At 63.9% G+C, this 25,621-nt stretch carries 19 protein-coding genes; 16 read left to right on the top strand and 3 right to left on the bottom strand.

The genetic code is table 11. The features are described from left to right. Positions 1–44 precede the first annotated feature (44 nt). Positions 45–1,007: a dihydrodipicolinate synthase family protein gene (locus tag ILFOPFJJ_RS17605; RefSeq protein ID WP_173511857.1), complete on the top strand. Its 963-nt coding sequence runs from the start codon at positions 45–47 to the stop codon at positions 1,005–1,007. 144 nt (positions 1,008–1,151) lie between these two features. Here the strand turns inward: ILFOPFJJ_RS17605 and ILFOPFJJ_RS17600 are convergent, their stop codons facing one another. Beyond that, positions 1,152–2,189, bottom strand: coding sequence for an Ldh family oxidoreductase (locus ILFOPFJJ_RS17600; RefSeq protein WP_173511856.1), 1,038 nt, complete (start codon positions 2,187–2,189; stop codon positions 1,152–1,154). A gap of 138 nt (positions 2,190–2,327) precedes the next feature. On the opposite strand from ILFOPFJJ_RS17600, the gene ILFOPFJJ_RS17595 reads away from it, so the two are divergent. The 10 genes from ILFOPFJJ_RS17595 (at position 2,328) to ILFOPFJJ_RS17550 (ending at position 16,012) form a co-directional block, all read left to right on the top strand. Continuing rightward, on the top strand, positions 2,328–3,845 hold the full coding sequence (locus ILFOPFJJ_RS17595; RefSeq protein ID WP_173511855.1) for an aldehyde dehydrogenase (NADP(+)): 1,518 nt from the start codon (positions 2,328–2,330) through the stop codon (positions 3,843–3,845). Positions 3,846–4,028: 183 nt separating this feature from the next. Continuing rightward, positions 4,029–4,835, top strand: coding sequence for an ABC transporter substrate-binding protein (locus tag ILFOPFJJ_RS17590; RefSeq protein ID WP_173511854.1), 807 nt, complete (start codon positions 4,029–4,031; stop codon positions 4,833–4,835). 174 nt (positions 4,836–5,009) lie between these two features. After that, positions 5,010–5,675, top strand: coding sequence for an amino acid ABC transporter permease (locus tag ILFOPFJJ_RS17585; protein ID WP_173511853.1), 666 nt, complete (start codon positions 5,010–5,012; stop codon positions 5,673–5,675). 12 nt (positions 5,676–5,687) lie between these two features. Beyond that, entirely contained in the window at positions 5,688–6,338 is a 651-nt protein-coding gene (locus ILFOPFJJ_RS17580; RefSeq protein ID WP_173511852.1) for an amino acid ABC transporter permease, read from the top strand. Further along, a complete protein-coding gene (locus ILFOPFJJ_RS17575) occupies positions 6,331–7,053 on the top strand; it encodes an amino acid ABC transporter ATP-binding protein (RefSeq protein WP_173511851.1) in 723 nt (240 codons plus the stop codon). The genes ILFOPFJJ_RS17580 and ILFOPFJJ_RS17575 overlap by 8 nt, the downstream gene beginning before the upstream one ends. A gap of 7 nt (positions 7,054–7,060) precedes the next feature. After that, on the top strand, positions 7,061–8,311 hold the full coding sequence (locus tag ILFOPFJJ_RS17570; RefSeq protein WP_173511850.1) for an NAD(P)/FAD-dependent oxidoreductase: 1,251 nt from the start codon (positions 7,061–7,063) through the stop codon (positions 8,309–8,311). Between the two features lie 13 nt (positions 8,312–8,324). Beyond that, positions 8,325–9,326: a 4-hydroxyproline epimerase gene (locus ILFOPFJJ_RS17565; RefSeq protein ID WP_173511849.1), complete on the top strand. Its 1,002-nt coding sequence runs from the start codon at positions 8,325–8,327 to the stop codon at positions 9,324–9,326. Next, positions 9,323–11,014, top strand: a complete 1,692-nt coding sequence (gene lhpI / locus ILFOPFJJ_RS17560; RefSeq protein ID WP_173511848.1) for a cis-3-hydroxy-L-proline dehydratase — start codon at positions 9,323–9,325, stop codon at positions 11,012–11,014. Before ILFOPFJJ_RS17565 ends, lhpI begins: the two co-directional genes overlap by 4 nt. A 12-nt stretch (positions 11,015–11,026) precedes the next feature. Continuing rightward, complete coding sequence (locus ILFOPFJJ_RS17555) at positions 11,027–12,055, top strand: trans-3-hydroxy-L-proline dehydratase (protein ID WP_173511847.1); 1,029 nt, start codon at positions 11,027–11,029, stop codon at positions 12,053–12,055. A gap of 342 nt (positions 12,056–12,397) precedes the next feature. After that, positions 12,398–16,012 carry a hydantoinase B/oxoprolinase family protein gene (locus ILFOPFJJ_RS17550; RefSeq protein WP_173511846.1) on the top strand — a complete coding sequence of 1,205 codons (3,615 nt, stop codon included), beginning with the start codon at positions 12,398–12,400 and terminating at the stop codon, positions 16,010–16,012. A 152-nt stretch (positions 16,013–16,164) separates the two neighbouring features. Here ILFOPFJJ_RS17550 and ILFOPFJJ_RS17545 read toward each other — a convergent pair whose 3' ends face one another. Further along, on the bottom strand, positions 16,165–17,070 hold the full coding sequence (locus tag ILFOPFJJ_RS17545; protein ID WP_173511845.1) for a LysR family transcriptional regulator: 906 nt from the start codon (positions 17,068–17,070) through the stop codon (positions 16,165–16,167). 120 nt (positions 17,071–17,190) lie between these two features. On the opposite strand from ILFOPFJJ_RS17545, the gene ILFOPFJJ_RS17540 reads away from it, so the two are divergent. Then, positions 17,191–17,802, top strand: coding sequence for a glutathione S-transferase family protein (locus ILFOPFJJ_RS17540; RefSeq protein WP_173511844.1), 612 nt, complete (start codon positions 17,191–17,193; stop codon positions 17,800–17,802). A gap of 125 nt (positions 17,803–17,927) precedes the next feature. Then, entirely contained in the window at positions 17,928–18,872 is a 945-nt protein-coding gene (locus tag ILFOPFJJ_RS17535) for a pyridoxamine 5'-phosphate oxidase family protein (RefSeq protein WP_173511843.1), read from the top strand. An 81-nt stretch (positions 18,873–18,953) separates the two neighbouring features. Here ILFOPFJJ_RS17535 and selD read toward each other — a convergent pair whose 3' ends face one another. Further along, positions 18,954–20,006 carry a selenide, water dikinase SelD gene (gene selD, locus ILFOPFJJ_RS17530; RefSeq protein WP_173511842.1) on the bottom strand — a complete coding sequence of 351 codons (1,053 nt, stop codon included), beginning with the start codon at positions 20,004–20,006 and terminating at the stop codon, positions 18,954–18,956. Positions 20,007–20,857: 851 nt separating this feature from the next. Here selD and fdnG point away from each other — a divergent pair. Genes fdnG through ILFOPFJJ_RS17515 form a run of 3 tightly spaced genes read left to right on the top strand, consistent with a single transcriptional unit; the run spans position 20,858 to position 25,602 of the window. After that, positions 20,858–23,944, top strand: a complete 3,087-nt coding sequence (gene fdnG / locus ILFOPFJJ_RS17525; RefSeq protein ID WP_210267477.1) for a formate dehydrogenase-N subunit alpha — start codon at positions 20,858–20,860, stop codon at positions 23,942–23,944. 12 nt (positions 23,945–23,956) lie between these two features. Next, on the top strand, positions 23,957–24,898 hold the full coding sequence (gene fdxH / locus ILFOPFJJ_RS17520) for a formate dehydrogenase subunit beta (protein ID WP_173511841.1): 942 nt from the start codon (positions 23,957–23,959) through the stop codon (positions 24,896–24,898). Next, complete coding sequence (locus ILFOPFJJ_RS17515) at positions 24,895–25,602, top strand: formate dehydrogenase subunit gamma (protein ID WP_173511840.1); 708 nt, start codon at positions 24,895–24,897, stop codon at positions 25,600–25,602. Before fdxH ends, ILFOPFJJ_RS17515 begins: the two co-directional genes overlap by 4 nt. Positions 25,603–25,621 lie beyond the last annotated feature (19 nt).

Genomic DNA, 25,621 nt, shown 5'->3' with positions numbered 1-25,621 from the left:
AAGGGCACGCCCGTGGCCCCGCGACAAGACAAGAGGAGTTTCAAATGAAGGCGAAGATTTTCTCCGGCGTCATCCCCGCCTTGATGACCCCCTGCAAGGACGACCGCACCCCCGATTTCGACGCCCTCGTGCGGAAGGGCAAGGAGCTGATCGCGCAGGGCATGTCCGCTGTCGTCTATTGCGGCTCGATGGGTGACTGGCCGCTTCTGACCGACGCACAGCGCATGGAAGGCGTCGAGCGTCTGGTCAAGGCCGGCATCCCGGTCATTGTCGGCACCGGGGCCGTCAACACCGCGTCCGCTGTCGCCCACGCCGCCCACGCCCAGAAGGTCGGTGCCCAGGGCCTGATGGTCATCCCGCGCGTGCTTTCGCGTGGCTCGGTCGTCGCCGCCCAGAAGAACCACTTCAAGGCCATTCTCTCGGCCGCTCCGGATCTGCCGGCGGTCATCTACAACAGCCCCTATTATGGTTTCGCCACCCGCGCCGACCTGTTCTTCGCCCTGCGCGCCGAGCATCCGAACCTCGTCGGTTTCAAAGAGTTCGGGGGCGCCGCCGACATGCGCTATGCGGCCGAGAACATTACCAGCCGTGACGATGGCGTCTCATTGATGATCGGCGTCGACACCGCCGTGTTCCACGGTTTCGTCAACTGCGGCGCAACCGGCGCCATCACCGGCATCGGCTGCGTGCTGCCGAAGGAAGTCATCCATATGTGCAACCTGTCGCAGGCAGCCGCCGAGGGCGACGTCGATGCACGCCAGCGCGCACTGGAACTGGAGCAGGCGCTTGCCGTGCTTTCCTCATTCGACGAAGGGCCGGATCTGGTTCTCTACTTCAAGTACATGATGGTGCTGAAGGGCGACAAGGAATACACGCTGCACTTCAACGAGACCGACGTGCTGTCGGAAAGCCAGCGCGGTTATGTCGAAGCGCAATTCAAGCTCTTCAACACCTGGTATGCCGAGTGGAGCAAGCTTCCGGGCGCCGTACAGAAGTACAAAGCCTGATCGCCGCATCGGCCCCCAAAACAGAAGGCCCTCCGATCGGAGGGCCTTTTCTCGTTGGTGCCTTCGATTTCGAATCGACCATCGTGCAGCAATTCAAAGCGTCCGATTGGACGCGCCGCGCAGTAGACGTGCAGACGCCTTATCTTACGCGACGGCGTCCAGCCCCAGGGCGAGCAGTCGGTCGATCTGGTCGATCTCGGCCTGTGTCAAGACGACGCCCTCTGCCTCGGACCTGGCGCGCGCCAGGAAGCGCCGCTGCGAGGGAAGGCGGGCCCCCTGACCGACGATCGCCTCAAACAGAACCTCCGCGCGGGCAAAGGGATTGCCCGGCCGTCCGGCCGCGAAGGCCTCCGGCGAGAAGGCGATGATGAGTTCGCCGTGGAACGGCGCCAAGGTGGTCGTGCCGAGGTAATCAAGCACTTCAGGGCTTGTCAGGTCGCCGATCATGATGCCCGCGAGAAGCTCGATCATCGTTCCAATCGCCGAGCCCTTGTGGCCGCCGAACGGCAACATTGCGCCGGCGAGCGCCGCTTCAGGATCGGTCGTCGGCTTGCCTTCGGCATCAATCGCCCAACCCTCCGGCAAGGGCTTTCCGGCTCTCCGGTGCAACTCGATCTCGCCGCGCGCCGCGACCGAGGTCGCGAAGTCGAAGACGTAGGGCGGCTTGCCTTCGCGCGGCCAGCCGAAGGCGAAGGGATTGGTACCGAGCAGCGGCTTGTTGCCGCCGGTCGGCGCCACGGTCGCATAGCTCGGGCACATGACGAGGCCGGCGAGCCCTTCGCCCGTCAGTCCTTCGACTTCAGGCCAAAGCGCCGAGAAATGCGTGCAATCATTGATGACGAGTGCGGCGAGGCCGAGCGCCCGGGCACGTTCGGTCAGGACAGGCAGGCCGAGCTCGAAGGCCGGATTGGCGAAGCCGCCCTTGGCGTTCACCTTGATAATGGCCGACCCCTCCTGCTTTTGGAGTTCCGGCACGGCGTCCGGCTTCACCTTGCCCGCCTTCACTGTTCGCAGAGCCCCTTCGATGCGATAGATACCGTGCGATTTGCAGGCGTCACGCTCGCCGGCGACGATGACGCGAGCAAGCGCCCCAGCTTGAACGCTATTGAGCCCCGCCTTGCGGAAGATCGCCTCGACGCGCTCGTGCAGAGCACTGATGGGAAGGGTTGTGGTTTCGCTCATGGCATTGCCTCTAGTCGCTACGGGCGGGCGGAACGGTTGATGTCGTGCATACAAACAGTATACAAAGTTTCGACAAGTGCAATTCGTTCGCGGGTTGATCTTTGCCGAAGCACCGATTTTTTGAGAAAGGAACGTCAGATGGTCTTTACCCCAAAAGGAAAACACCTCGTCGCCGGCCAATGGCTCGACGGCGCGGGCACATTCGGCTCCGCCCCGGCCCACGGCCCGGTGCATCACTTTGCCATAGGCACCGTCGAACTGGTGAACCGGGCCTGCGAGGCGGCCGAGGAAGCCTTCTGGAGCTTTGGCTATTCCTCGCGGGCGGAGCGCGCGGCCTTCCTGCGCGCCATTGCCGACGAGATCGAAGTCCGTGCCGATGCCATCACCGAGATCGGCAGCCAGGAGACCGGTCTGCCCGAGGCCCGTCTGCAGGGTGAACGCGGCCGGACCACCGGGCAGCTTCGGTTGTTCGCCGACCACATCGAAAAGGGCGAGCACCTGGACCGCCGCTTCGACGCGGCGATGCCGGACCGCCAGCCGGCGCCGCGCCCGGAGATTCGGCTCATCCAGCGGCCGATCGGTCCGGTCGCCGTCTTCGGCGCCTCGAACTTCCCGCTCGCCTTCTCGACAGCCGGCGGCGACACCGCTGCGGCGCTCGCCGCAGGCTGCCCCGTGGTCGTGAAGGGCCATTCGGCGCATCCAGGCACCGGTGAAATCGTCGCCCAGGCGATCGAGGCAGCCATCCGCAAGACCGGCGTCCACCCCGGCGTGTTCTCGCTGATCCAGGGCGGTAGCCGCGAAGTCGGCCATGCCCTGGTGCAGCACCCACTGATCAAGGCCGTCGGCTTCACCGGTTCGCTGGCTGGTGGCCGTGCGCTCTTCGATCTCTGCGCCGCACGACCCGAGCCGATCCCGTTCTTCGGCGAACTCGGCTCGGTCAACCCGATGTTCCTGCTGCCGGAAGCCCTGAATGCCCGCGCGGAGACGCTCGGCCAAGGCTGGGCCGGTTCGCTGACCATGGGCGCCGGCCAGTTCTGCACCAATCCAGGCATCGCAGTGGTCGTCAGTGGTGCCGCCGCGGACCGCTTCACGACAGCCACTGTCGAGGCGCTCGCCAAGGTCGCGCCGCAGACGATGCTGACCGACGGCATCGCCAAAGCCTATCATGACGGGCAGGCGCGCTTTGCCAGCCGCAACGCCGTCAAGCCGTTGCTCGTCACTCAGTCGTCCGATCGCACCGCCTCGCCCAACCTCTTCGAGACGACCGGCGCGCAGTTCCTCTCAGATCATGCGCTCGGCGAGGAGGTCTTCGGACCTCTGGGGCTCGTGGTCCGGGTGGGCTCGCTCGAGGAGATGGAGCAACTCGCGCACGGGTTCGAGGGACAACTGACCGCGACCATCCACATGGATTCCGCCGACCTGGACGCGGCCCGGCGCCTGCGCCCGGTACTTGAGCGTAAGGCGGGGCGGGTGCTGGTCGACGGCTTCCCGACCGGGGTTGAAGTGGTCGATTCCATGGTGCATGGCGGACCCTATCCCGCCTCGACCAATTTCGGGGCAACCAGCGTCGGCACCCTGTCGATTCGACGTTTCCTGCGTCCGGTGGCCTATCAGAACATGCCGGAGGGCCTGCTGCCGGAGGATTTCCTCGGCTGATCCAAACGGCACGCAAGCAATAAAAGGAGCTTTTCCACAAGGGAAAGCTTCCTTTAATTGCGTGCGGGAGCACGGCTATATACTTTTTGTATTTTTCTTGTATTTTTGCAATTGATTTGTGCGCTTCAATGCGGAATAGTCCGCCGCCGTAAGACGGCACACCATTTCAGGGAGAGAGAGATAATGAAGACCTCGGTGCTCGCGTTCGGCCTCGTTGCGGCCACAGCTCTGACCAGCCCGGCCCATGCCGACAAACTTGATGACATCATTGGCTCTGGCACGCTGCGCTGTGCCGTTGTGCTCGACTTCCCACCGATGGGTTCTCGCGACGAGAGCAACAATCCGATCGGCTTCGACGTCGACTATTGCAATGACCTTGCCAAGGCACTCGGCGTAACGGCAGAGATCGTGGAAACCCCGTTCCCGGAGCGCATCCCTGCTCTCATGTCGGGCCGTGTTGATGTCGGCGTTGCCTCGACATCGGACACGCTGGAGCGCGCCAAGACCGTTGGCATGACGATGCCGTACTTCGCCTTCGAGATGGCCGTCACCGCCAACGACAAGACGGGCATCAAGTCCTTCGAAGACATGAAGGGCAAGGTCGTCGGCGCAACGGCAGGCACGTTCGAAGCGATCGCACTGGAAAACCAGGTCAAGGCCTGGGGCGCCGGTGAGTTCCGCCCCTACCAGACGCAGGCTGACGTCTTCCTTGCGCTGAGCCAGGGGCAGATCGACGCCACCGTGTCGACCTCGACTGTCGCCCAGGCCAATGTGAAGACCGGCAAGTTCGCCGGTATCTCCGTTGTTGGCAAGGCGCCGTTCGACACCGATTATGTGGCGCTCTTCACCAACCGCGAAGAATACGGCCTCATCAACTACCTCAACCTGTTCATCAATCAGCAGGTTCGCACCGGCCGCTACAAGGAACTCTACGAAAAGTGGGTTGGCGGCGAGGTGCCGGAGCTGACGGTCAACGGCGTCTATCGCTGATCAAGCCGCTTCTCTTGCGGCGCGAGGCCTACTGCATGTTTCCTTGAATCGTAGCTGATTTAAGGAAGAAACATGCAGCAATTCAAAGTGCTACAGCGTCCTTTGCGCGTCTCATAAGACGCTCGGCGCTGTAGCCTCGCGCCGCTATTCGTTTCCGAAGGGGTGAGACGAAAAATGTTCAGTTATACCTTCCATTGGAATCAGGCGCTGAAGGCCCTGCCGCAGATGCTCGACGGAGCGCTGATCACCTTGCAGGTGGCGCTGCTGTCGATGGTCATCGGCCTCGCACTCGCGCTCGCGTTGACGGCCTGCCGCCTGTCCGGGAACCGCGTCCTTGGTGGCATTGCCGCGACCTGGGTCGAGATCGCCCGCAACACCCCGGCACTGTTCCAGATTTACATGGCCCATTTCGGCCTCGGCAATTTCGGCATCCATCTGAGCCCCTATACGGCGCTGCTCGTCGGGATCGCCTTCAACAATGCCGGCTACCTTGCGGAGAATTTCCGCGGTGCGCTCAAGGCCATTCCGGACACCCAGACGCGCGCCGGTCGCTCGCTCGGGATGACCCCAGTGCAGGCCTTCCGCTACATCGTCCTGCCGCAGATGCTGCGCGTTGCATTCCTGCCCGCCACCAACCAGATGGTCTGGGCGATCCTGATGACGTCGCTCGGCGTCACTGTCGGCATGAATTCCGATCTCGCTGGCGTCACCCAGGAGCTGAACGCGCGGTCGTTCCGCACCTTCGAATTCTTCGCCCTTGCCGCCGTGATCTACTACGTCATCGCCAAGGCCGTGACGCTGGCGGCGCGTGCGCTCGCCTCGCGCCTGTTCCGCTACTGAGAGAGGTGAGAGATGTTCAATACCGCCCTCACCCTAAGTGACCTTGGCTTTCTCGCACAGGGTGCTCTGATGACGCTCGCGGTCACGGCCGTCTCGGTCGCGGCCGGCACCGTGCTCGGTGTCATCTTCGGCGTCGTGCGCAACCAGGTCGGCCCTTACTGGTCGGCGCCGCTCACCTTCCTGCTCGACGTCTTCCGCTCGGTGCCGCTGCTGATCCAGCTCGTCCTCGGCAACGCCTTCCAGTCGATCGCCAAGCTCGGCTGGCCTCCGTTCACGACGTCCTGCGTGGTGCTGTCGCTCTATACGGCCGCCTATTGCACCGAGATCGTGCGCGGCGGCATCGCCTCGGTGCCCCCGACGACACGGCGCTCCGCCCGGTCGCTCGGCATGACCTGGTGGCAGGACATGCGCTACATCGTGGCGCCGCTCGCCACCCGCGTTTCGCTGCCGTCCTGGATCGGTCTGACGCTCGGCGTCATGAAGGACTCCGCGCTCGTGCTCTGGCTTGGGCTGATCGAACTGCTGCGCGCCTCGCAGGTGCTCGTCACCCGCCTGCAGGAACCGCTGCTCATCCTCATGATCTGCGGTGCCATCTATTTCCTCATCAGCTTCCCAATCGCCCGGCTCGGCGGTTATCTTGAAAAACGGTGGTCCAATGATTGAGATCCAGAACGTCCGCAAATCCTTCGGCTCGCTGGAGGTTCTCAAAGGCATCGACCTCACCGTCGAGAAGGGTGAAGTCGTGACGGTCATCGGCGGCTCCGGCTCCGGGAAATCGACGCTGCTCACCTGCATCAACGGCCTCGAGCCGATCGATGCGGGCCGCATCATGGTCGACGGTACCGAGGTCCACGCCAAGACGACCGACCTCAACAAACTGCGCCGCAAGATCGGCATCGTCTTTCAGCAGTGGAACGCCTTTCCGCACCTGACCGTTCTCGAGAACGTCATGCTGGCGCCGCGCAAGGTGCTTGGCCTTTCCAAGGAGAAGGCCGAGGAGATTGCCGTCAAGCAGCTCACCCATGTAGGCCTTGGCGAGAAGCTCTCGGTCTATCCGGCCCGCATGTCGGGCGGCCAGCAGCAGCGCATGGCAATCGCCCGCGCGCTCGCCATGTCGCCGGAATACATGCTGTTCGACGAAGTGACCTCGGCGCTCGATCCCCAGCTTGTCGGCGAAGTTCTCGATACGCTGCGCATGCTCGCCTCCGAGGGCATGACGATGATCTGCGTCACGCACGAGATGAAGTTCGCCCGCGAGGTGTCCGACCGGGTGGCCTTCTTCCAGAAGGGCGTGATGGCGGAAATCGCGCCGCCGGAAGCGCTCTTCGGTGCACCGAAGGATCCCGAACTGCAGAAGTTTCTCGCAGCGACGCACTGAGGCGATCATGAAGGATGCAGCTCAGCCTGACCTCATCGTCATCGGCGCCGGCGTTGTCGGCCTTTCCGCCGCAATCGCGGCCCAGGCACGGGGGCTTTCGGTCACCGTACTCGATCGCGAGGGCCCTGCTGCCGGAGCCTCGGCGGGCAATGCCGGGGCTTTCGCCTTCACCGACATCCTGCCGCTCGCCTCGCCCGGTATCCTCAAGAAGGCGCCGAAGTGGCTGCTCGACCCGCTCGGGCCGCTGACCGTTCCGCCCGCCTACGCCGCACAGATCGCACCGTGGATGTTCCGCTTCTGGCGCGCCTGCTCGCCGAAGCGGGTGGCGCATTCGACGGCAGCACAAACGGCGATGATGGACCTGTCGAAGGCGGAGCTGGAGCCCTTCCTCGCGGCGACCGGAACCTTGCCGATGCTGCGCAAGGAAGGCAATCTTCAGGTCTATGAAAGCGAGGCCGAACTGAAGGCTTCGCTGCCCGGCTGGAAGGCGCGGGCGGAGCACGGCATCGAGTTCCGTCACCTCGACGCCTCGGCCATGCGCGAGATCCAGCCCGGCCTTGCACCGCGCTTCACCCATGGGACCTTCACGCCCGGCTGGTATTCGATCGCCGATCCGAAGCTCTACACGCTGGCGCTCGCGGACCATTTCGGCGCCCGGGGCGGTGCGGTCGAACGCGCCGAGATCGTGGCACTGAGGCCGGTCGAGGGCGGGGTCGAACTGACTGCGGCGGATGGCAAGACGCGGCGTGCCCGCCACGTGGTGCTTGCGGCCGGCGCCTTCTCGCACCGTATCGCCCGCACCCTTGGCGAGCGCATTCCGCTCGAGACCGAGCGCGGTTACAATACCACGCTTCCCTCGAACGCCTTCGACCTGCGGACCCAGGTCACCTTCGGCGGCCATGGCTTCGTCGTCACGCGGCTTTCGACCGGCATCAGGGTCGGCGGTGCCGTGGAACTCGGTGGCTTGACGTTGCCGCCAAACTTCCGTCGCGCGGAAGCCATGCTGAAGAAGGCGCAGACCTTCCTGCCGGGGCTGAAAAGCGAAGGTGGCGTGCAATGGATGGGCTTCCGCCCGTCACTGCCCGACAGCCTGCCGGCGATCGGCCGCGCCCGCGCCACGCCGCATGTGATCTACGCCTTCGGCCACGGTCACCTCGGATTGACGCAATCGGCGGGGACCGCCCGGCTCGTCGCCGATCTCTTGACCGGCCAGAGGCCGGCCATCGACATTCAATCCTTCTCGCCACAAAGATTCTGACAGGGCACCGACCATGGCCACCTACACCTTCTCCTGCATCGACGGCCACACCTGCGGCAATCCGGTCCGCCTCGTTTCCGGCGGCGGGCCGAGACTGGAGGGGGCCAACATGCTGGAGAAGCGCGCCCACTTCCTCAGGGAGTTCGACTGGATCCGCACGGGCCTGATGTTCGAGCCGCGCGGGCACGACATGATGTCGGGCTCGATCCTCTATCCGCCGACGCGACCGGACTGCGACGTCGCGGTGCTCTTCATCGAGACCTCCGGCTGTCTGCCGATGTGCGGTCACGGCACGATCGGCACCATCACCATGGCGATCGAGAACGGGCTGATCACCCCGCGCGAACCCGGCAAGCTGTCGATCGACGCACCGGCCGGCAAGGTGGACATCACCTATCGACAGGAGGGCCGGTTCGTCGAGGAGGTACGCCTGACCAACGTGCCCGGGTTTCTCTATGCCGAGGGATTGACCGCCGAAGTCGAGGGCCTGGGTGAAATCGTCGTCGACGTTGCCTATGGCGGCAACTTTTATGCCATCGTCGAGCCGCAAAGGAACTTCCGCGACATGGCCGATCATACGGCCGGCGAACTCGTCGGCTGGAGCCCGAAGCTGCGCGCGGCATTGAACGCCAAATATGAATTCGTCCACCCCGAGCATCCGGAGATCCGGGGCCTCAGCCATATTCAGTGGACGGGCAAGCCGACGCAGGCTGAGGCGCATGCGCGCAACGCCGTGTTCTACGGCGAAAAGGCCATCGACCGTTCGCCCTGCGGTACCGGCACCTCGGCCCGCATGGCGCAGCTCGCCGCCAAAGGCAAGCTCAAGGTCGGCGACGAGTTCGTGCATGAATCGATCATCGGCTCACTGTTCAAGGGCCGTGTCGAGGCCGCGACCAAGGTCGCGGACCGCGATGCCATCATTCCTTCCATCGCCGGATGGGCGCGGATGACCGGCATCAACACGATCTTCATCGACGACCGTGACCCCTTTGCTCATGGATTTGTCGTAAAATGACCCAATCGATCTCGGCTCGCAGCATTCTGGGCGGCGCCGCCCGTGGCCCGATCGTCGCCACTGTGGAGGCGCTGAGCTTCTGGGGCGGGGTCGATCCGGCGACCGGCCGGGTAATTGATGTGCACCATCCACTGCACGGCAACGGTCTGACCGGCGGCATCCTGCTGATGCCGTCGAGCCGCGGCTCTTGCACCGGCTCGGGGGTACTGCTCGACCTAGCGTTGACGGGTCGCGCCCCGGCCGCGCTGGTATTCTGCGAAGCCGAGGACGTCCTGACCCTCGGCGCGCTGATTGCCGCCGAAATGTTCGGCAAGCCGCTGCCGGTATTGCGGATCTCGCGCAAGGCCTTTGAAACGCTTTCGCAAGCAAAGACAGCGCGGATCAGCGAGACGGCGATCGAGGCGGATGATCTGACGATCACGGTCGAACCACCGGCCACGGCTGCGCTCGATCTTTCCGAGGCCGATCGCGCCATGCTGGATGGCACCGACGGCGTCGCGGTCCAGCAGGCCATGCGCATCATCTGCGCCATGGCGGCGCAGCAGGGGGCAGAAGGGCTGGTGGACGTGGTGCAGGGCCATATCGACGGCTGCATCTATGCGAGCCCCGCCAACCTGACTTTCGCCGAGAAGATGGCGGAGATGGGGGCTGAGGTCCGCGTGCCGACGACCATGAACGCCATTTCGGTCGACCGCGCGAATTGGCAGGCGCAGGGGGTGCCGGCCGCCTTCGGCGACCCGGCGGCGCGATTGGCCGACGCCTATGTCCGCATGGGCTGTCGTCCGACCTTCACCTGTTCGCCCTATCTGCTCGACAGTGCACCGCGCGCCGGCGAATCCATTGCCTGGGCGGAATCCAATGCCGTGATCTTCGCCAATAGCGTGCTCGGCGCACGGACGGCGAAGCATCCCGATTTTCTCGACCTTTGCATCGCGCTGACCGGACGTGCACCGCGCTCCGGCGTCTATCTGGACGAACACAGGAAGGCCCGACGGGTGATCGACGTCGACCTGCCGGAAGACGTGGACGATGCATTCTGGCCGCTGGTCGGTTATCTCGCCGGTCGCGTGGCGCCGGATCGTATACCGCTCCTGCGCGGGCTCGCCGCGGGGCAGCCCACGCGCGACGACCTCAAGGCGCTCTGCGCCGCTTTCGGCACCACCTCCGCCGCGCCGATGCTGCATGTGGAGGGCGTCACGCCCGAGGCGGACGGTGCAGCGGCCGAAGACGCGGACCACGCGAACATCTCCCATGCCGACATGGCCGCCGCATGGTCGAGCTTGAACGACGGACCGGACCAAGTGGAACTCGTCGCGATCGGCAGCCCGCATGCCTCGCTCGGCGAATGTCGCGCGCTAGCCGATGCGCTCGCAGGGCGCATGCGGCATCCCGAGGTCGCGGTGATCGTCACGGCCGCGCACCAGGTCATCGCCGAGGCGCGCAGCGAGGGTACGCTCGCCCGGCTCGAGATGAGCGGCGTGCAGGTTCTGCCGGACCTCTGCTGGTGCTCGATTTCCGAGCCGGTCTTCCCGACCAAGACCCGCGCGCTGATCACCAATTCAGGCAAATACGCCCATTACGGTCCCGGTCTCTCCGGCCGCACCGTGCGCTTCGGCAGCCTCGCCGACTGCGTCACCGCGGCTCTGACCGGACGCGTCCCGGCACGGCTGCCGGACTGGTTATCCTGAAAGGAGTTCGCGATGCGCAGCACGAAAACCATTCATGTCATCTCAGCTCACGCCGAAGGCGAGGTGGGCGATGTGATCGTCGGCGGCGTTGCGCCTCCGCCGGGCGAGACGATCTGGGAACAGAGCCGCTGGATCGCGCGCGACCAGACGTTGCGCAACTTCGTCCTCAACGAACCGCGCGGCGGTGTCTTCCGCCACGTCAATCTGCTGGTTCCGCCAAAGCACCCGGAGGCCGATGCCGCCTTCATCATCATGGAACCGGAAGACACGCCGCCCATGTCCGGTTCGAATTCGATCTGTGTCTCCACTGTGCTCCTCGACAGCGGCATCCTCCCGATGCATGAGCCGGTGACGGAGATCACGCTCGAAGCACCGGGCGGTCTCGTGCGCGTCCGTGCCGAATGCCGCAACGGCAAGGCCGAACGCATCTTCGTGCAGAACCTGCCGAGCTTTGCGGAGCGGTTGGACGCAAAACTTGAGGTCGCGGGCATCGGCACGCTGACCGTCGACACCGCCTATGGCGGCGACAGCTTCGTTATCGTCGATGCTGCCGCAATGGGCTTCAGCCTCAAGTCGGATGAGGCCCATGATATCGCTCGCCTCGGCGTGAAAATCACCAATGCCGCCAATGCGCAGTTCGGCTTTCACCACCCCGAAAATCCTGACTGGCAGCATTTCTCCTTCTGCCTCTTCGCGGGACCCGTGGAGCGCACGGCGGAGGGCCTGCGCGCCGGTGCGGCCGTCGCGATCCAGCCGGGCAAGGTCGACCGCTCGCCGACCGGCACCGCGCTTTCGGCACGCATGGCCGTGTTGCACGCCCGCGGCGAGATGGGTCCGGAGGACAGGCTGACGGCGGTATCGCTGATAGGCTCGACCTTCACAGGCCGTATCGTCGGCACGACCGAGGTCGGCGACCGGCCGGCGATCCTGCCGGAAATCTCGGGCCGCGCCTGGATCACCGGCATTCATCAGCACATGCTCGATCCTTCCGATCCCTGGCCCGAGGGTTACCGGCTGACCGACACCTGGGGCGCTCGCTGAGCCGGTTTCGATCGCGGCAAGGAGAGACGGTCAGCGGACGCTGCCGCTGGCAAACCGCAAGGCACGGATCGATCGCGTAGCGACCGACAGGGCCACGCTCCTCGGCTATCGCGGGGCCCATCCCGGCCCCGGTCATGCCGAGCAACAACGGCGCATACCGCTCCCTTGCCGCTGAATGACGAATGTGAAGTGCTTCCTCGCCTTATCGCGCGACGATTTCGGATTGATCTTGAGCATCTTATCCGCTTTCAGTGAGCACTTCAGAGTGCTCCAGCGTCCTTTGCGCGTCTGACTAGACGCGCGGCGCTGTAGAAGCGGATGCGGGAAGCGAAGGGAGTGAAGATGAGCGGAACCGGGACCTGGGACTTCTGGGTGGATCGCGGCGGCACCTTCACCGACGTTATCGGCCGCGATCCCGCCGGCGCGCTCCACGCGCGCAAGGTTCTTTCCGAAAATCCCGAGGCTTACCGCGACGCGGCGGTGCACGGCATCCGGCAGCTTCTTGGGCTTCCAGCGGGCGACGTGATACCGGCCGGCCTCATCGGCGAGGTGCGGATGGGCACGACCGTTGCCACCAATGCGCTTCTCGAACGCAAGGGCGAGCGACTGGCGCTGATCACCACGCGCGGTTTCCGCGATGCGCTGAGGATAGGCTACCAGGAGCGCAAGAAGATTTTTGCGACCGAGATCATCAAGCCGGAAGCGCTCTACCAGGACATCGTTGAACTCGACGAGCGCGTGCTCGCCGACGGTGCGATCGAGCGACCCTTGAGCGAGGATGATGCGCGGCATGCCCTCGAAGACCTGAAGGCGAAAGGCTACCGGGCGATCGCCATCGTCTTCATGCACGCCTACAGATATCCCGACCACGAGGCGCTGGTGGCGCGCCTCGCTCGCGCGATGGGCTTCGAGCAGGTTTCGGTCAGCCACGAGGTCTCGCCGCTCGTCAAGTATGTCGGGCGCGGCGACACCACCGTCATCGACGCCTATCTCTCGCCGGTGCTCGGCCGCTACGTCGCGCAGGTCTCCGACGAACTCGACGTCGTGCGGTCCGGGGCGCGCATCATGTTCATGATGTCGTCAGGCGGCCTGACGGCGGCGGACATGTTCCAGGGCAAGGATGCGATTCTTTCCGGTCCGGCCGGCGGCGTCGTCGGCCTTGCGAAGACCGGGGAGGCGGCCGGCTTCGACCGGATCATCGGTTTCGACATGGGCGGAACCTCGACTGACGTCGCCCATTTCGACGGCGAATACGAGCGCGCCTTCGAGACCGAGGTTGCCGGCGTGCGCGTGCGGGCGCCGATGATGCTGATCCACACGGTCGCCGCCGGCGGCGGTTCGATCCTCCATTTCGACGGCGAGCGTTTTCGCGTCGGCCCGGATTCGGCCGGTGCCAATCCAGGCCCTGCCTGCTACCGCAACGGCGGCCCGCTCGCCGTGACCGACGCCAACGTGATGCTCGGCAAGCTGATGCCGGAATTCTTTCCGGCGCTGTTCGGGCCGGAGCAGAACGAACGGCTCGACGTCGAGACCGTGCGGACACGCTTCGCGGCGCTGGCGAAGGAGATCGGCGACGGGCGCAGCGCGGAAGAGGTCGCCGACGGCTTCATCCGCATTGCGGTTGCCAACATGGTCGAGGCGATCAAGAAGATTTCCGTCCAGCGCGGTTACGACGTGACGCGCTATGCGTTGAGCTGCTTCGGCGGCGCCGGCGGCCAGCATGCCTGCCTGGTGGCGGATGCGCTCGGCATGAAGAACATTCTCGTCCACCCGATGTCGGGGCTGCTATCGGCCTATGGCATGGGGCTCGCGGACATTCGCGCGACGCGGCAGAAGGCGCTCGGCGTAACGCTCGATGACCAGGCGCCGCCGGCAATGGCGGGGCTCGGCCGTGAATTGCAGGAAGAGTGCCTTGCGGAGCTTAAGGCGCAGGCCATCGCGCGGGATCTCGTCCGCACCCATCTTCGCGCTCATATCCGTTATGCCGGCACGGATACCGCGCTCGCCGTCGAGGCGCATTTTCCGGAGCACGACGACGCCGCGCGACTGCGTCGCGAGTTCGAACTCCTGCACAAACGCCGCTTCGGCTTCATCGCCGAGAACAAGGCGCTGGTGATCGATGCGGTCGAGGTCGAGACGGTCGGCGGCGGTGCGGCGCAGATGGAAGCGGACGGTCTTGCCGTCACCTCCGGTGCGCCTGATCTCGGACGGCGAACCCGCTTTTATTCGCAAGGTGCATTCCACGACGCGCCGGTGGTGCTGCGCTCCGAGATCGAGCCGGGGCAAAGGCTGGCAGGCCCGGCAATCGTCATCGAAGCCAACCAGACGATCGTCGTGGAAGACGGCTGGCAGGCGGAGCTGACGGCGAAGGATCATATCGTTCTCACGCGCATCAAGCCGCTGCCCGAGCGCACCGCCATCGGCACCAAGGCCGATCCGGTGATGCTGGAGATTTTCAACAACCTCTTCATGTCGATCGCCGAACAGATGGGCGTCACGCTGCAGAACACCGCCTATTCGGTCAACATCAAGGAACGGCTCGACTTTTCCTGCGCGGTTTTCGACAACAACGGCAATCTCGTCGCCAACGCGCCGCACATGCCGGTGCACCTGGGATCCATGGACGCCTCCGTCGCCACCGCGATCCGGGAAAACCCGGTCATTCATCCGGGCGACGTGTTCCTGATCAACGCGCCCTATAACGGCGGCACGCATCTGCCGGACCTGACGGTGTGCACGCCGGTGTTCGACGATGCCGGTCGCGAGATCCGCTTCTGGGTCGCAAGCCGCGGCCATCACGCGGATATCGGCGGGATTTCGCCGGGATCGATGTCGCCGCTTGCGACCAATATCGAGGAGGAAGGCGTCTATATCGACAACTTCAAGCTCATCGACCGCGGCCGGTTCTGCGAGGAGAAACTGGAGAAGCTTCTGAGCGGCGCACGCTATCCGGTGCGCAACATCCTGCAGAACGTCAACGACCTCAAGGCGCAGGTCGCGGCCAACGAGAAGGGTGTCGCGGAACTGAAGAAGATGATCGCCCAGTTCGGCGAGGACGTGGTCGAAGCCTATATGGGGCACGTCCAGGACAACGCCGCCGAGAGCGTGCGCCGCGTGCTCGACCAGTTGCGCGACGGCGCGTTCTCATACGAAATGGATCAGGGCTGCCGGATCGTCGTGAAGATTTCCGTCGATCGCGAGAAGCGCGAGGCGACGGTCGATTTCACCGGCACGTCGGAGCAGCGTTCGGACAATTTCAACGCGCCGGCGCCGGTGACGCGCGCGGCGGTCCTCTATGTCTTCCGGGTTCTGGTCGAAGCCGATATTCCGATGAATGCCGGCTGCTTACGCCCGATCCGCATCATTATCCCGGAAGGCACGATGCTGACGCCGCGCTATCCGGCGGCGGTCGTCGCCGGCAATGTCGAGGTCAGCCAGGCGGTGACCAATTGCCTGTTCGGCGCCGTCGAGGCGCAGGCCGCCGCGCAAGGGACGATGAACAACCTGACCTTCGGCAATGCGAACTACCAGTATTACGAAACGATCTGCTCGGGCGCTCCCGCGGGTCCCGGCTATAGCGGCGCCGACGCGGTCCACACCCACATGACCAATTCGCGGCTCACCGATCCGGAAATTCTCGAAACGCGGTTCCCGGTGGTGCTGGAGGATTTCCATATTCGCGAAGCTTCCGGCGGCCGCGGCAAATGGTCGGCCGGCAATGGCACCGCGCGCACCATCCGCGCGCGCGAACGGTTGGACTTCGCCATTCTCTCCGGCCACCGCCGCGTCGCGCCCTCCGGGCTGAAGGGCGGAGAGCCGGGCGAACTCGGCCGCAACAGCGTTCGGCGCAATGACGGCAGGATCGAGGAACTGGCCGGCTGCGCTCACACGGTTCTGGAAGCAGGCGAGGCCTTCATCGTCGTGACACCGACCGGGGGCGGTTACGGAAAAGCGTGAGGCGGACTGCTGGCCGGAGGCGCGGCTTGCCTTGCCCGCCTCTAAAGCGTGTCGCGTTCAATCAGACTCATGCGACGCGCTTTAGGCCATTGCTTTTGTGCATGTCGTTGTCCCAAAACCGCTGCACACTTTTGGGCGACATGCATTAGTCTTCAAGCCTCGGCGTTCACGCCCGCGCGGCGCCGAAGGCGCTCGGCCGCGAAATCCACGAACGCACGCACCCGGGCGGAAACCATGCGCCCCTCCGCGTGCACGATGTGGATCGGAACCGGCGCCCGCTCGTAGTCGGCAAGCGCCACCTTGAGCCGGCCGGCCTCTATCTCCTGCGCCACCTGGTATGACTGAAAGCGCGACAGCCCCCAACCGGCGACCGCGGCAGAGATGGCCGCGTCATTGGTGTTGACGATGAGGCGGGGACTGATCGGAACGCGAATGCTGTTGTCACGGCCGAAGAGCCATTCCGAATGGCCGAAAAGACCCTCGCGGCCGATGATACGATGATGAGCAAGATCCTGCGGTTCCGTCGGCTCGCCGAAGCGGGCGAAATAATCCGGCGAGCCGCAGAGAACCTGCCTGACCGAACCGACGCGGCGAGCGATGAGACCCGAGGCGGGAAGCGCCGCGATGCGCACGGCGACATCCAATCCTTCCTCGACCAGGTTGGTCACCCGGTCGACGAAGATGGTCTTCACCTGCATGGCAGGGTAGCGATCGAGAAAATCGAGGACGACGGGGAGCACGTGGATGCGCCCGAAAAGGGCGGGCGCCGTCACCGTGAGCAACCCCGCCGGATGCGTGAAGCTGCCCGCCGCATTGGCCTCCGCCTCGGCAATCTCCGCCAGAATGCGCCGGCAATCGGCCGCGTAGCCTTCGCCCGCCGCCGTCAGCTTTAGCGAACGGGTCGTGCGGACGAGCAGCCGCGTGCCGATCATCTCCTCCAGCCTCGCAATCGCCCGCGTCACCGATGGCGGGCTCATGTGCAGCATCTTGGCGGCATGCGCAAACCCGCCGCTTTCCACCACCTGCACGAAGATCCGCATTGCCTGCCAGCGATCCATCGCCTTGCTGCTCCGTGCGCATTATTGCGTCCGGTGAAATGGTCTAGTGTCTTTCTGGGCGCTTATCAACGTCGCGTTTAACAATCATCTTGATGCCGTTCTATTCCTCAGGAGACAGACATGAAGCTCTACCATCACCCGCTGTCCGGCCATGCACATCGTGCCCGGCTCTTTCTCTCGCTGATCGGAATCGAGCACGAGCTCGTGCTCGTCGATCTCGGCAGGAAGGAGCACAAGGAGCCGCAGTTCCTCGCGCTCAACCCGTTCGGCCAGGTTCCGGTGCTCGATGACGGCGGTACGATCATCTCGGACTCCAACGCCATACTGATCTATCTCGCTAAGAAGACGGGACGCACGGACTGGCTGCCCGAAGACCCCGAGGGCGCGGCCGCCGTTCAGCGCTGGCTTTCGGTCGCCGCAGGCCAGATCGCCCATGGCCCGGCGCAGGCGCGCCTCATCAATGTGTTCAAGGCGCCCTATCGGCCGGAAGAGGTCATTCCCCGCGCCCACGCGATCCTGACGCTGATCGAGGCGGCGCTTGCGGGCCGGAGCTGGATTGCGGCCGACGGGCCGACAATCGCCGATGTCGCGCTTTACAGCTACGTGGCAAGCGCGCCGGAAGGCGACGTGGACCTTCAGCCCTATGCCAACATCCGCGCCTGGCTGGGCCGCATCGAGGCGTTGCCGGGGTTTGTCGAGTTCCAGAAGACGCCTGTCGGTCTGGCCGCCTAGAGCGGGATGAGGAAAAGTGTGCGCGGTTTTCCGCCCGCATCCCGCTCTAACTTATTAGAATCGATCACGTTTATGATTTTGGGTCGATTCGACCCAAAATCATCGTGATCTAGGGAGTCACAAACATGGACAGCCGTCTCCTCGATCCTTCGCCCTGGCATGCGGGCGAGCTTGCGCTGCAGACGCGGTCCGGTGTGGAAGCGCGCATGGACGAGATCGGTCGCCGGGTTCTGCGCGATCATCTGATCGACCAGCACCGCGAATTCTATCCCCTGCTGCCGATGGTGGTGCTCGGGGCGGTCGACCAGGACGGCGACGTGTGGGCAACGCTCCGGGCGGGGCGTCCGGGCTTCCTCCATGCACCGGACGCTCACCGGCTCACCGTCGAGCTCGCCAGGGAGCCGGCGGACCCGGCTGAGGCGGGCATGGAGGATGGCGCCTCGCTCGCCCTCCTCGGTATCGATCTCGCCACCCGCCGCCGTAACCGGCTGAACGGCATCCTCAGCCGGCACCCGCGAGGGTTCGATTTGAGCGTCGGCCAGAGCTTCGGCAACTGCCCGAAATACATCCAGCTCCGCCAGGTGCAATTCGTCCGCGATCCGTCGGAGCCGCCGGCGGTAGCCCCCACCTGGAGCTCAGAGCTCGACGCACCCGCCCGCACCCTGATCCGGCAAGCGGACACCTTCTTCGTCGCCACCTATGCGGACCTTCCCGCCGGCCGGCAGGTGGACGTTTCCCATCGCGGCGGCCGCACGGGATTCGTCGATGTCGGCGAGGACGGCTGGCTGACGGTCCCGGATTTCATCGGCAACCGCTTCTTCAACACGCTCGGCAATATCGCGCTTAATCCGCGAGCCGGACTGGTCTTCGCGGACTTCTCGACGGGTGGCCTGCTGCAGATGACCGGCGCGGCCGAGCTTATGTTCGATCACCCTGCCAACCCTCTCGAGGGGGCAGAGCGCTACTGGCGTTTCCATCCGCGCCGTATCGTCTGGCGGCCGGACGCGCTGTCGATCCGCTACGATTTTGCCGAATGGTCACCCTTCGCGCTCGCCACCGGCAGCTGGTAGCGGCCTTCGAAGTCGTGGGCGATCGCCGCTGTCTTGGCGAACATCGCCGACATCGAGCAATATTTCCTCAACAAGCCGCGGTCAAGCCGTGACGCGCAAACCCGGTTCGCCTTCCTCTACCGCCCCGATGATCCGCGCTGCGGGATAGCCTGCGGCCACGATCTCGTCGAGCAGTGCGTCCGCCTGATCGGCGCGGGATGATACGAGCAGCCCGCCGGAGGTCTGGGGATCGGTGAGGACGTGGCGCCGCCATATCGGAAGATCCTCCGGCAAGGCGATGTCCATGCCGTAGCTTGCCCAGTTGCGGTGCGATGCGCCGGTCACGAAGCCTTGCTCTGCGAGTTCGGCGCAATGGGAAAAGAGCGCAATGGCGTCGGCATCGATCGCTATCCGCTTCTTCGACCCTCGCGCCATCTCGAGTGCGTGGCCGAGAATGCCGAAGCCGGTGACATCGGTGACGGCATGGACGGGAGACTGCTTGGCGAGCTCGGCGCCGATGCGGTTCAGGAGCGTCGTCGACTGGATGAGTTCGGCATAGGCATCCGCTGGCAGCGCGCCTTTCTTGAAGGCCGCCGAATAGATCCCGACGCCGAGCGCCTTCGTCAGGATCAGCGCATCGCCGGCGCGCGCGCCGCTGTTGCGCCTGATATTGGCGGTCGAGCCAGTGCCTATAACCGCCAAGCCGTAGATCGGCTCGGGGGAATCGATCGAGTGGCCGCCGGCGACCGGAATGCCGGCCTCGGCGCAGATCGCGCTGCCGCCCTTCAGGATCTCGCGCACCAGTTCGGCCGGCATCTTTTCGATCGGCATGCCGAGAATGGCGAGCGCCATGATCGGTTTTCCGCCCATGGCATAGACGTCGGATATGGCGTTGGCTGCGGCGATCCTGCCGAAGTCGAAGGGGTCGTCGACCATCGGCATGAAGAAATCGGTGGTGGCGATCACGCAGGTCTCATCGTCGAGCTGCCAGACGGCGGCATCGTCGCCAGTCTCGGTACCGACGATGAGGCGGGCAAAGGGGCTGCCCGCCGGCTGATCGGCCAGCAGTTGCTGCAGGACCGATGGCGCCAGCTTGCAGCCGCAGCCGCCGCCATGGGCAAGCGCCGTCAGGCGCGGCATGGTCGCGTTATCCATGGTTGCCTCCCGATTTTCGTATGGACCGCGCGCGACGCGGCACGATTGTGTGAATTGGACCGGAGCCGAACAAGGGCAAATTGATACAGCAATTCAAAGCGATACAGCGACGTTTGCGCGCCTGACCACAGTACACGGCAGTAGTCAGCTTCTGCCTCATTGGTTGGGGTACGGTAACGCATCTCCTCCTGCCCTCATTCCTGTGCCTGTCACAGGAATCCAGCCAGCCCAAGTCCTTGGGCTGAAAGAACCCTTCCGCGCCGCAGACGCGGCGCTGCTGGATCCCTGTGACAAGCACAGGGATGGGGGCAAAAAAGGCATCCGCCAAAGCCAATTGCATTACTGTCGTGTACTGTTGCGTCTGGCCGGACGCGCAGTGCAGCAGCCCGGATGGAAATTTCGCGGAAAACCGGAGATGCGTCGGGCGCAGGCCGGAATGGCCCACCGCTTCGGCGGCGCCCCATGGCGATCGTGACTGCGCAATGCCCCGAGCCTCGGGAGCGGCGTGCAAGCCCATGGTGCTACTATGGTTGATCCGGGCGAGAGCGTCAATTTGCCGGGGAGCACTCGCCAGCAACGATCAAGTGGTGTTCACGAAGATGTGAGAGAAAATGCTAAGGCATTGGTCCGCTCCGATTGTGTTCGCGGCGCTTAATACACGCGCGTCTCAATTTAGATGTAAGTGGAATATCATGTTCGTGATTTGTAGTTCTTATCGATTTGACAACAGGATAGGGAGGATTAAGATTTAAACTTGCAACGCCGATTTTACGTCTTTCTCGTCAAAAGGCGGACCCAAATTCTCCGGCACGCCCTTGTCGGCAAGGCCGGTTTCAGGGAGGTGTCATGCTATGAACATGGAACTCTCGCGGCGCCAATTCCTGGGCGCCGTCGGTGCCGGAGCGGCGGCCACGGCGCTCGGATCATTAGGCTTCGGTGAAATCGAAGCCGCGCATGCCGAAGCGATCCGTGCCTTCAAGCTCGTGAGCACGACCGAAACCCGCAACACCTGTCCCTACTGTTCCGTCGCCTGCGGCGTGATCATGTATTCGAAGGGTGACCGGACGAAGGGCGAGAAGGCGGAAATCATCCATATCGAGGGTGACACCGATCATCCGACCAATCGCGGTACGCTCTGTCCGAAGGGCGCGGCGCTGCTCGATTTCGTCAAGTCCGAAACGCGGCTGAAATATCCGATGATCCGCAAGCCCGGTTCTGACAAGTTCGAGCGGGTCAGCTGGGATGAGGCCCTCGATCGGATCGTCCGGCTGATGAAGGACGACCGCGACGCCAATTTCGTCGAGAGAAACGAGGCGGGCGTGCCGGTGAACCGGTGGACGACGACCGGCTTCCTCGCGGCCTCCGCGACAACGAACGAAACGGCATGGGAGACCTACAAGGTCGTCCGCAGCGCCGGGATGCTGGTCTTCGACAACCAAGCGCGTGTCTGACACGGCCCTACGGTAGCCAGTTTGGCTCCAACATTCGGCCGCGGCGCAATGACCAACTCCTGGACGGACATCAAGAACACCGACCTCGTGGTCATCATGGGCGGCAATGCCGCCGAAGCGCATCCTTGCGGATTCAAGTGGGTCACTGAGGCGAAGGCCAATCGCGGCGCGAAGCTGATCGTGGTCGATCCGCGCTTTACCCGGTCTGCGTCGGTGGCTGATCTTTATGCGCCGATCCGCCAGGGTACGGACATCGCCTTCCTGCTCGGCGTGATCAACCAGTGCATCCAGAACGACAAGGTGCAGTGGGACTATGTCAAGGCGTTCACCAATGCCAGCTACATCGTCAAGGACGGCTTCGAGTACAAGGACGGGCTGTTCACGGGCTATGATGAGGCAAAGCGCGACTACGACAAGTCGACCTGGGACTATGACATCGGTCCCGACGGCTATGCCGTCGTCGACGAGACGCTGGCGAACCCACGTTGCGTATGGAACCTGCTGAAGCAGCATGTCTCCGTCTACACGCCCGAAATGGTGGAGCGCATATGCGGCACGCCGAAGGACAAGTTCCTGAAGGTTGCCGAAATGATCGCGGAATGCTCGTCGCCGACAAAGGTGATGACCTCGATGTACGCGCTCGGCTGGACGCAGCATTCCAAGGGTTCGCAGAACATTCGCGCCATGGCGATGCTGCAGCTGATCCTCGGCAATATCGGGTTGCGTGGCGGCGGCATGAATGCGCTGCGCGGCCATTCGAACATTCAGGGCCTGACCGACATCGGGCTGATGTCGAACCTGCTGCCCGGCTACCTGACGCTGCCGACAGAAAAGGAGATCGATCTCGAAACCTACATGTCGACGCGCGGCTTCAAGCCGCTCAGACCCAACCAGATGAGCTATTGGCAGAACTACAGGAAGTTCTTCGTCAGCTTCCAGAAGGCGATGTGGGGTGCGGCGGCGACGCCGGAAAACAACTTCGCCTATGATTGGCTGCCGAAGCTCGATCTGCCCGGCTACGACGTCCTGCGCGCTTTCGAGCTCATGAACCAGGGCAAGATGACGGGTTACATGTGTCAGGGCTTCAATCCGCTGCTTGCGGCCCCGAACCGTAAGAAGCTTACAGACGCGCTGTCGAAGCTCAAATATCTCGTCACCATGGACCCGCTCGACACCGAGACGGCGCGGTTCTGGGAGAACCACGGCGAATACAACGACGTCGATTCGTCACAGATCCAGACGGAGGTCATCCAGCTGCCCTCCACCTGTTTTGCCGAAGACGAAGGATCGCTCACCAACTCCAGCCGCTGGCTGCAGTGGCATTGGCCGGGCGGCACGCCTCCCGGCGAAGCGATGACCGACAACTGGATCATGGCGCAGATCCATGTGCGTCTGAAGGAACTCTACCGCAAGGAAGGCGGAAAGTTCGCGGATCCGATCCTCAATCTCGACTGGGCCTATGCCGATCCCGGAGAGCCGACCGCCGAAGAGCTTGCCAAGGAGATCAACGGCAAGGCGCTTGCAACCGTCTACGATACCGCCGACCCGACAAAGGTCGTGGCCGAGGCCGGCAAGCTGATACCGGCCTTCGCGGCGCTCCGCGACGACGGCTCGACCTCGAGTGGCTGCTGGATCTATGCCGGCTGCTTCAACGAGAACGGCAACAACATGGCCCGGCGCGACACGTCGGACCCGGACGAGACCGGCGCCTATTCCAAATGGGCGTTCTCCTGGCCTGCCAACCGCCGTATTCTCTATAACCGGGCCTCGGCGGACGTGAACGGCAAGGCATGGGATCTGAGCCGCAAGCTGATCGAATGGGACGGCGCGAAATGGGCGGGGTACGACGTGCCCGATATCGCTCCGACGGCGAAGCCCACGGATGTCGGGCCGTTCATCATGAACCCGGAAGGCGTATCGCGTCTCTTCACCAGGGGCATGATGCGAGACGGGCCGTTCCCGGCGCACTACGAGCCGTTCGAATCCCCGATCGGCAATCTCGTCGCACCGAACGTGCGCGGCAATCCCGCGGCGCGGGTCTTTGCCGGCGATTTCGAGCAGTTTGCCGAGCCCGCTTCGGCAGAGTTCCCCTATGCGGCGACCTCCTACCGCCTGACGGAGCATTTCCACTACTGGACCAAGCATGTCCGGGTGAATGCCGTGCTGCAGCCGGAGTTCTTCGTCGAGATATCGGAAGAACTGGCGGCGGAGAAAGGCATCACCAAGGGCGGCTGGGTGCGCGTTTGGTCGAAACGCGGATCGATCCAGGCGAAGGCGGTCGTCACCAAGCGGATCAAGCCGCTGGTCTGCGACGGCAAACCGATCCATGTGGTGGGCATACCGTTGCATTGGGGGTTCACCGGGGCGGCGAAGAAGGGCTTCGGCCCGAACTCGCTGACGCCGTTCGTCGGCGACGCCAACATCGAAACGCCGGAATACAAGGCGTTCCTGGTCAACATAGAGCCCATTGCCGGGCCGGTGGCGTAGGAGGCCAGAGCCATGTTCCCGCCCGTCCCAAATCCCACCACCGCCCCGCAAGGTCCGAAGTTCGGTGAAAAGGACCTGATGCGGCGGTCGGCGTCGACCGTGACGCCGCCCGCCGAGCGCCAGACCGAGGTGGCCAAGCTCATCGACGTCTCGAAATGCATTGGCTGCAAGGCCTGCCAATCGGCCTGCATCGAATGGAACGACACCCATCCCGCGCTCGAGACCAATACCGGCGTCTATGAAAATCCGCACGATCTGACGCCGGACATGTTCACGCTGATGCGGTTCACCGAATGGGAGAACCCCGAGACCAACAATCTTGAGTGGCTGATCCGCAAGGATGGCTGCATGCATTGCGAGGACCCGGGCTGTCTCAAGGCGTGCCCCGCACCCGGTGCCATCGTGCAATATTCGAACGGTATCGTCGATTTCGTCCACGAGAACTGCATCGGCTGCGGCTATTGCATCAAGGGATGCCCTTTCAACATCCCGCGGATTTCCGAGGTCGACCACACCGCCTACAAATGCACGCTGTGCTCCGATCGCATCGCAGTCGGCCAGGGGCCCGCCTGCGCCAAGGCCTGCCCGACGCAAGCGATCGTCTACGGCACCAAGGAAGAGATGAAGAAACATGCGGAAGGGCGGATCACCGATCTCAAATCCCGCGGCTTTACCAATGCGGGTCTTTATGACCCGCCGGGCGTCGGCGGCACGCACGTGATGTATGTGCTGCACCATGCCGACAAGCCGGAGATCTATGCCGGTCTGGCCAACAATCCGACGATCAGCCCGGTCGTCGAGGCCTGGAAGGGGGTCACCAAATATGCCGGTCTCGCCGTGATGGGCGTCGCGGCGGTCACCGGTTTCCTGCATTACATGGTCAACGGCCCCAACCGCGTCTCTGAAGAGGACGAGGAGGCTGCCGAGAGGTTGACGGGAGATCGTTCCTCATGAGTACGAACACGGAATATGACGTTGGCAAAGGCGACAGCGTTCATGCCGGCAAGCCCGTCACCGTCGACCGCTATACCGGCGCCGCGCGGATCAATCACTGGATCACCGCCGGAAGCCTGGTGCTGCTTGCGCTTTCCGGCCTGTCTCTTTTCCACCCGCGGCTTTTCTTCCTGTCCGCGCTGTTCGGTGGCGGCCAGCTGGTTCGCGCCATTCACCCGTGGATCGGCGTCGTCCTGTTCTTCAGCTTTCTCGGCCTGTTCCTGCGTTTCTGGAAGCTCAATCTCTGGAAGCGCGAGGATGGCACCTGGCTCGCGCGCGTACGCGATGTGCTCGCCGCGCATGACGAGCGCCTGCCTGAAATCGGCAAGTACAATGCCGGGCAGAAGCTGGTCTTCTGGTCCATGTCGATCCTGATCGTCGTGCTGATCACGTCCGGCATCGTCATATGGGATGAGTATTTCGCGACTTACACGACAATCGAGCAGAAGCGTTGGGCCCTTCTCGTGCACGCGATCGCCGCCGTCCTCGCGATCAGCGTCTGGATCACCCATGTCTATGCAGCGATCTGGGTAAAGGGTACGATACGCGGGATGGTACGTGGTTCCGTGACCGGCGGTTGGGCGTGGCGGTATCACCGCAAGTGGCTGCGCGAACTGGTCGCCAAACCGCCTGCGAAAGACGAAAAGCGGACCGCAGCCGAGTAGGAGCGGTTCAAAGGTTGCG

Origin of the sequence: Sinorhizobium psoraleae, assembly GCF_013283645.1 — a bacterium.
Classification (GTDB): domain Bacteria; phylum Pseudomonadota; class Alphaproteobacteria; order Rhizobiales; family Rhizobiaceae; genus Sinorhizobium; species Sinorhizobium psoraleae.
This window is presented reverse-complemented; position numbering and strand designations above follow the sequence as displayed.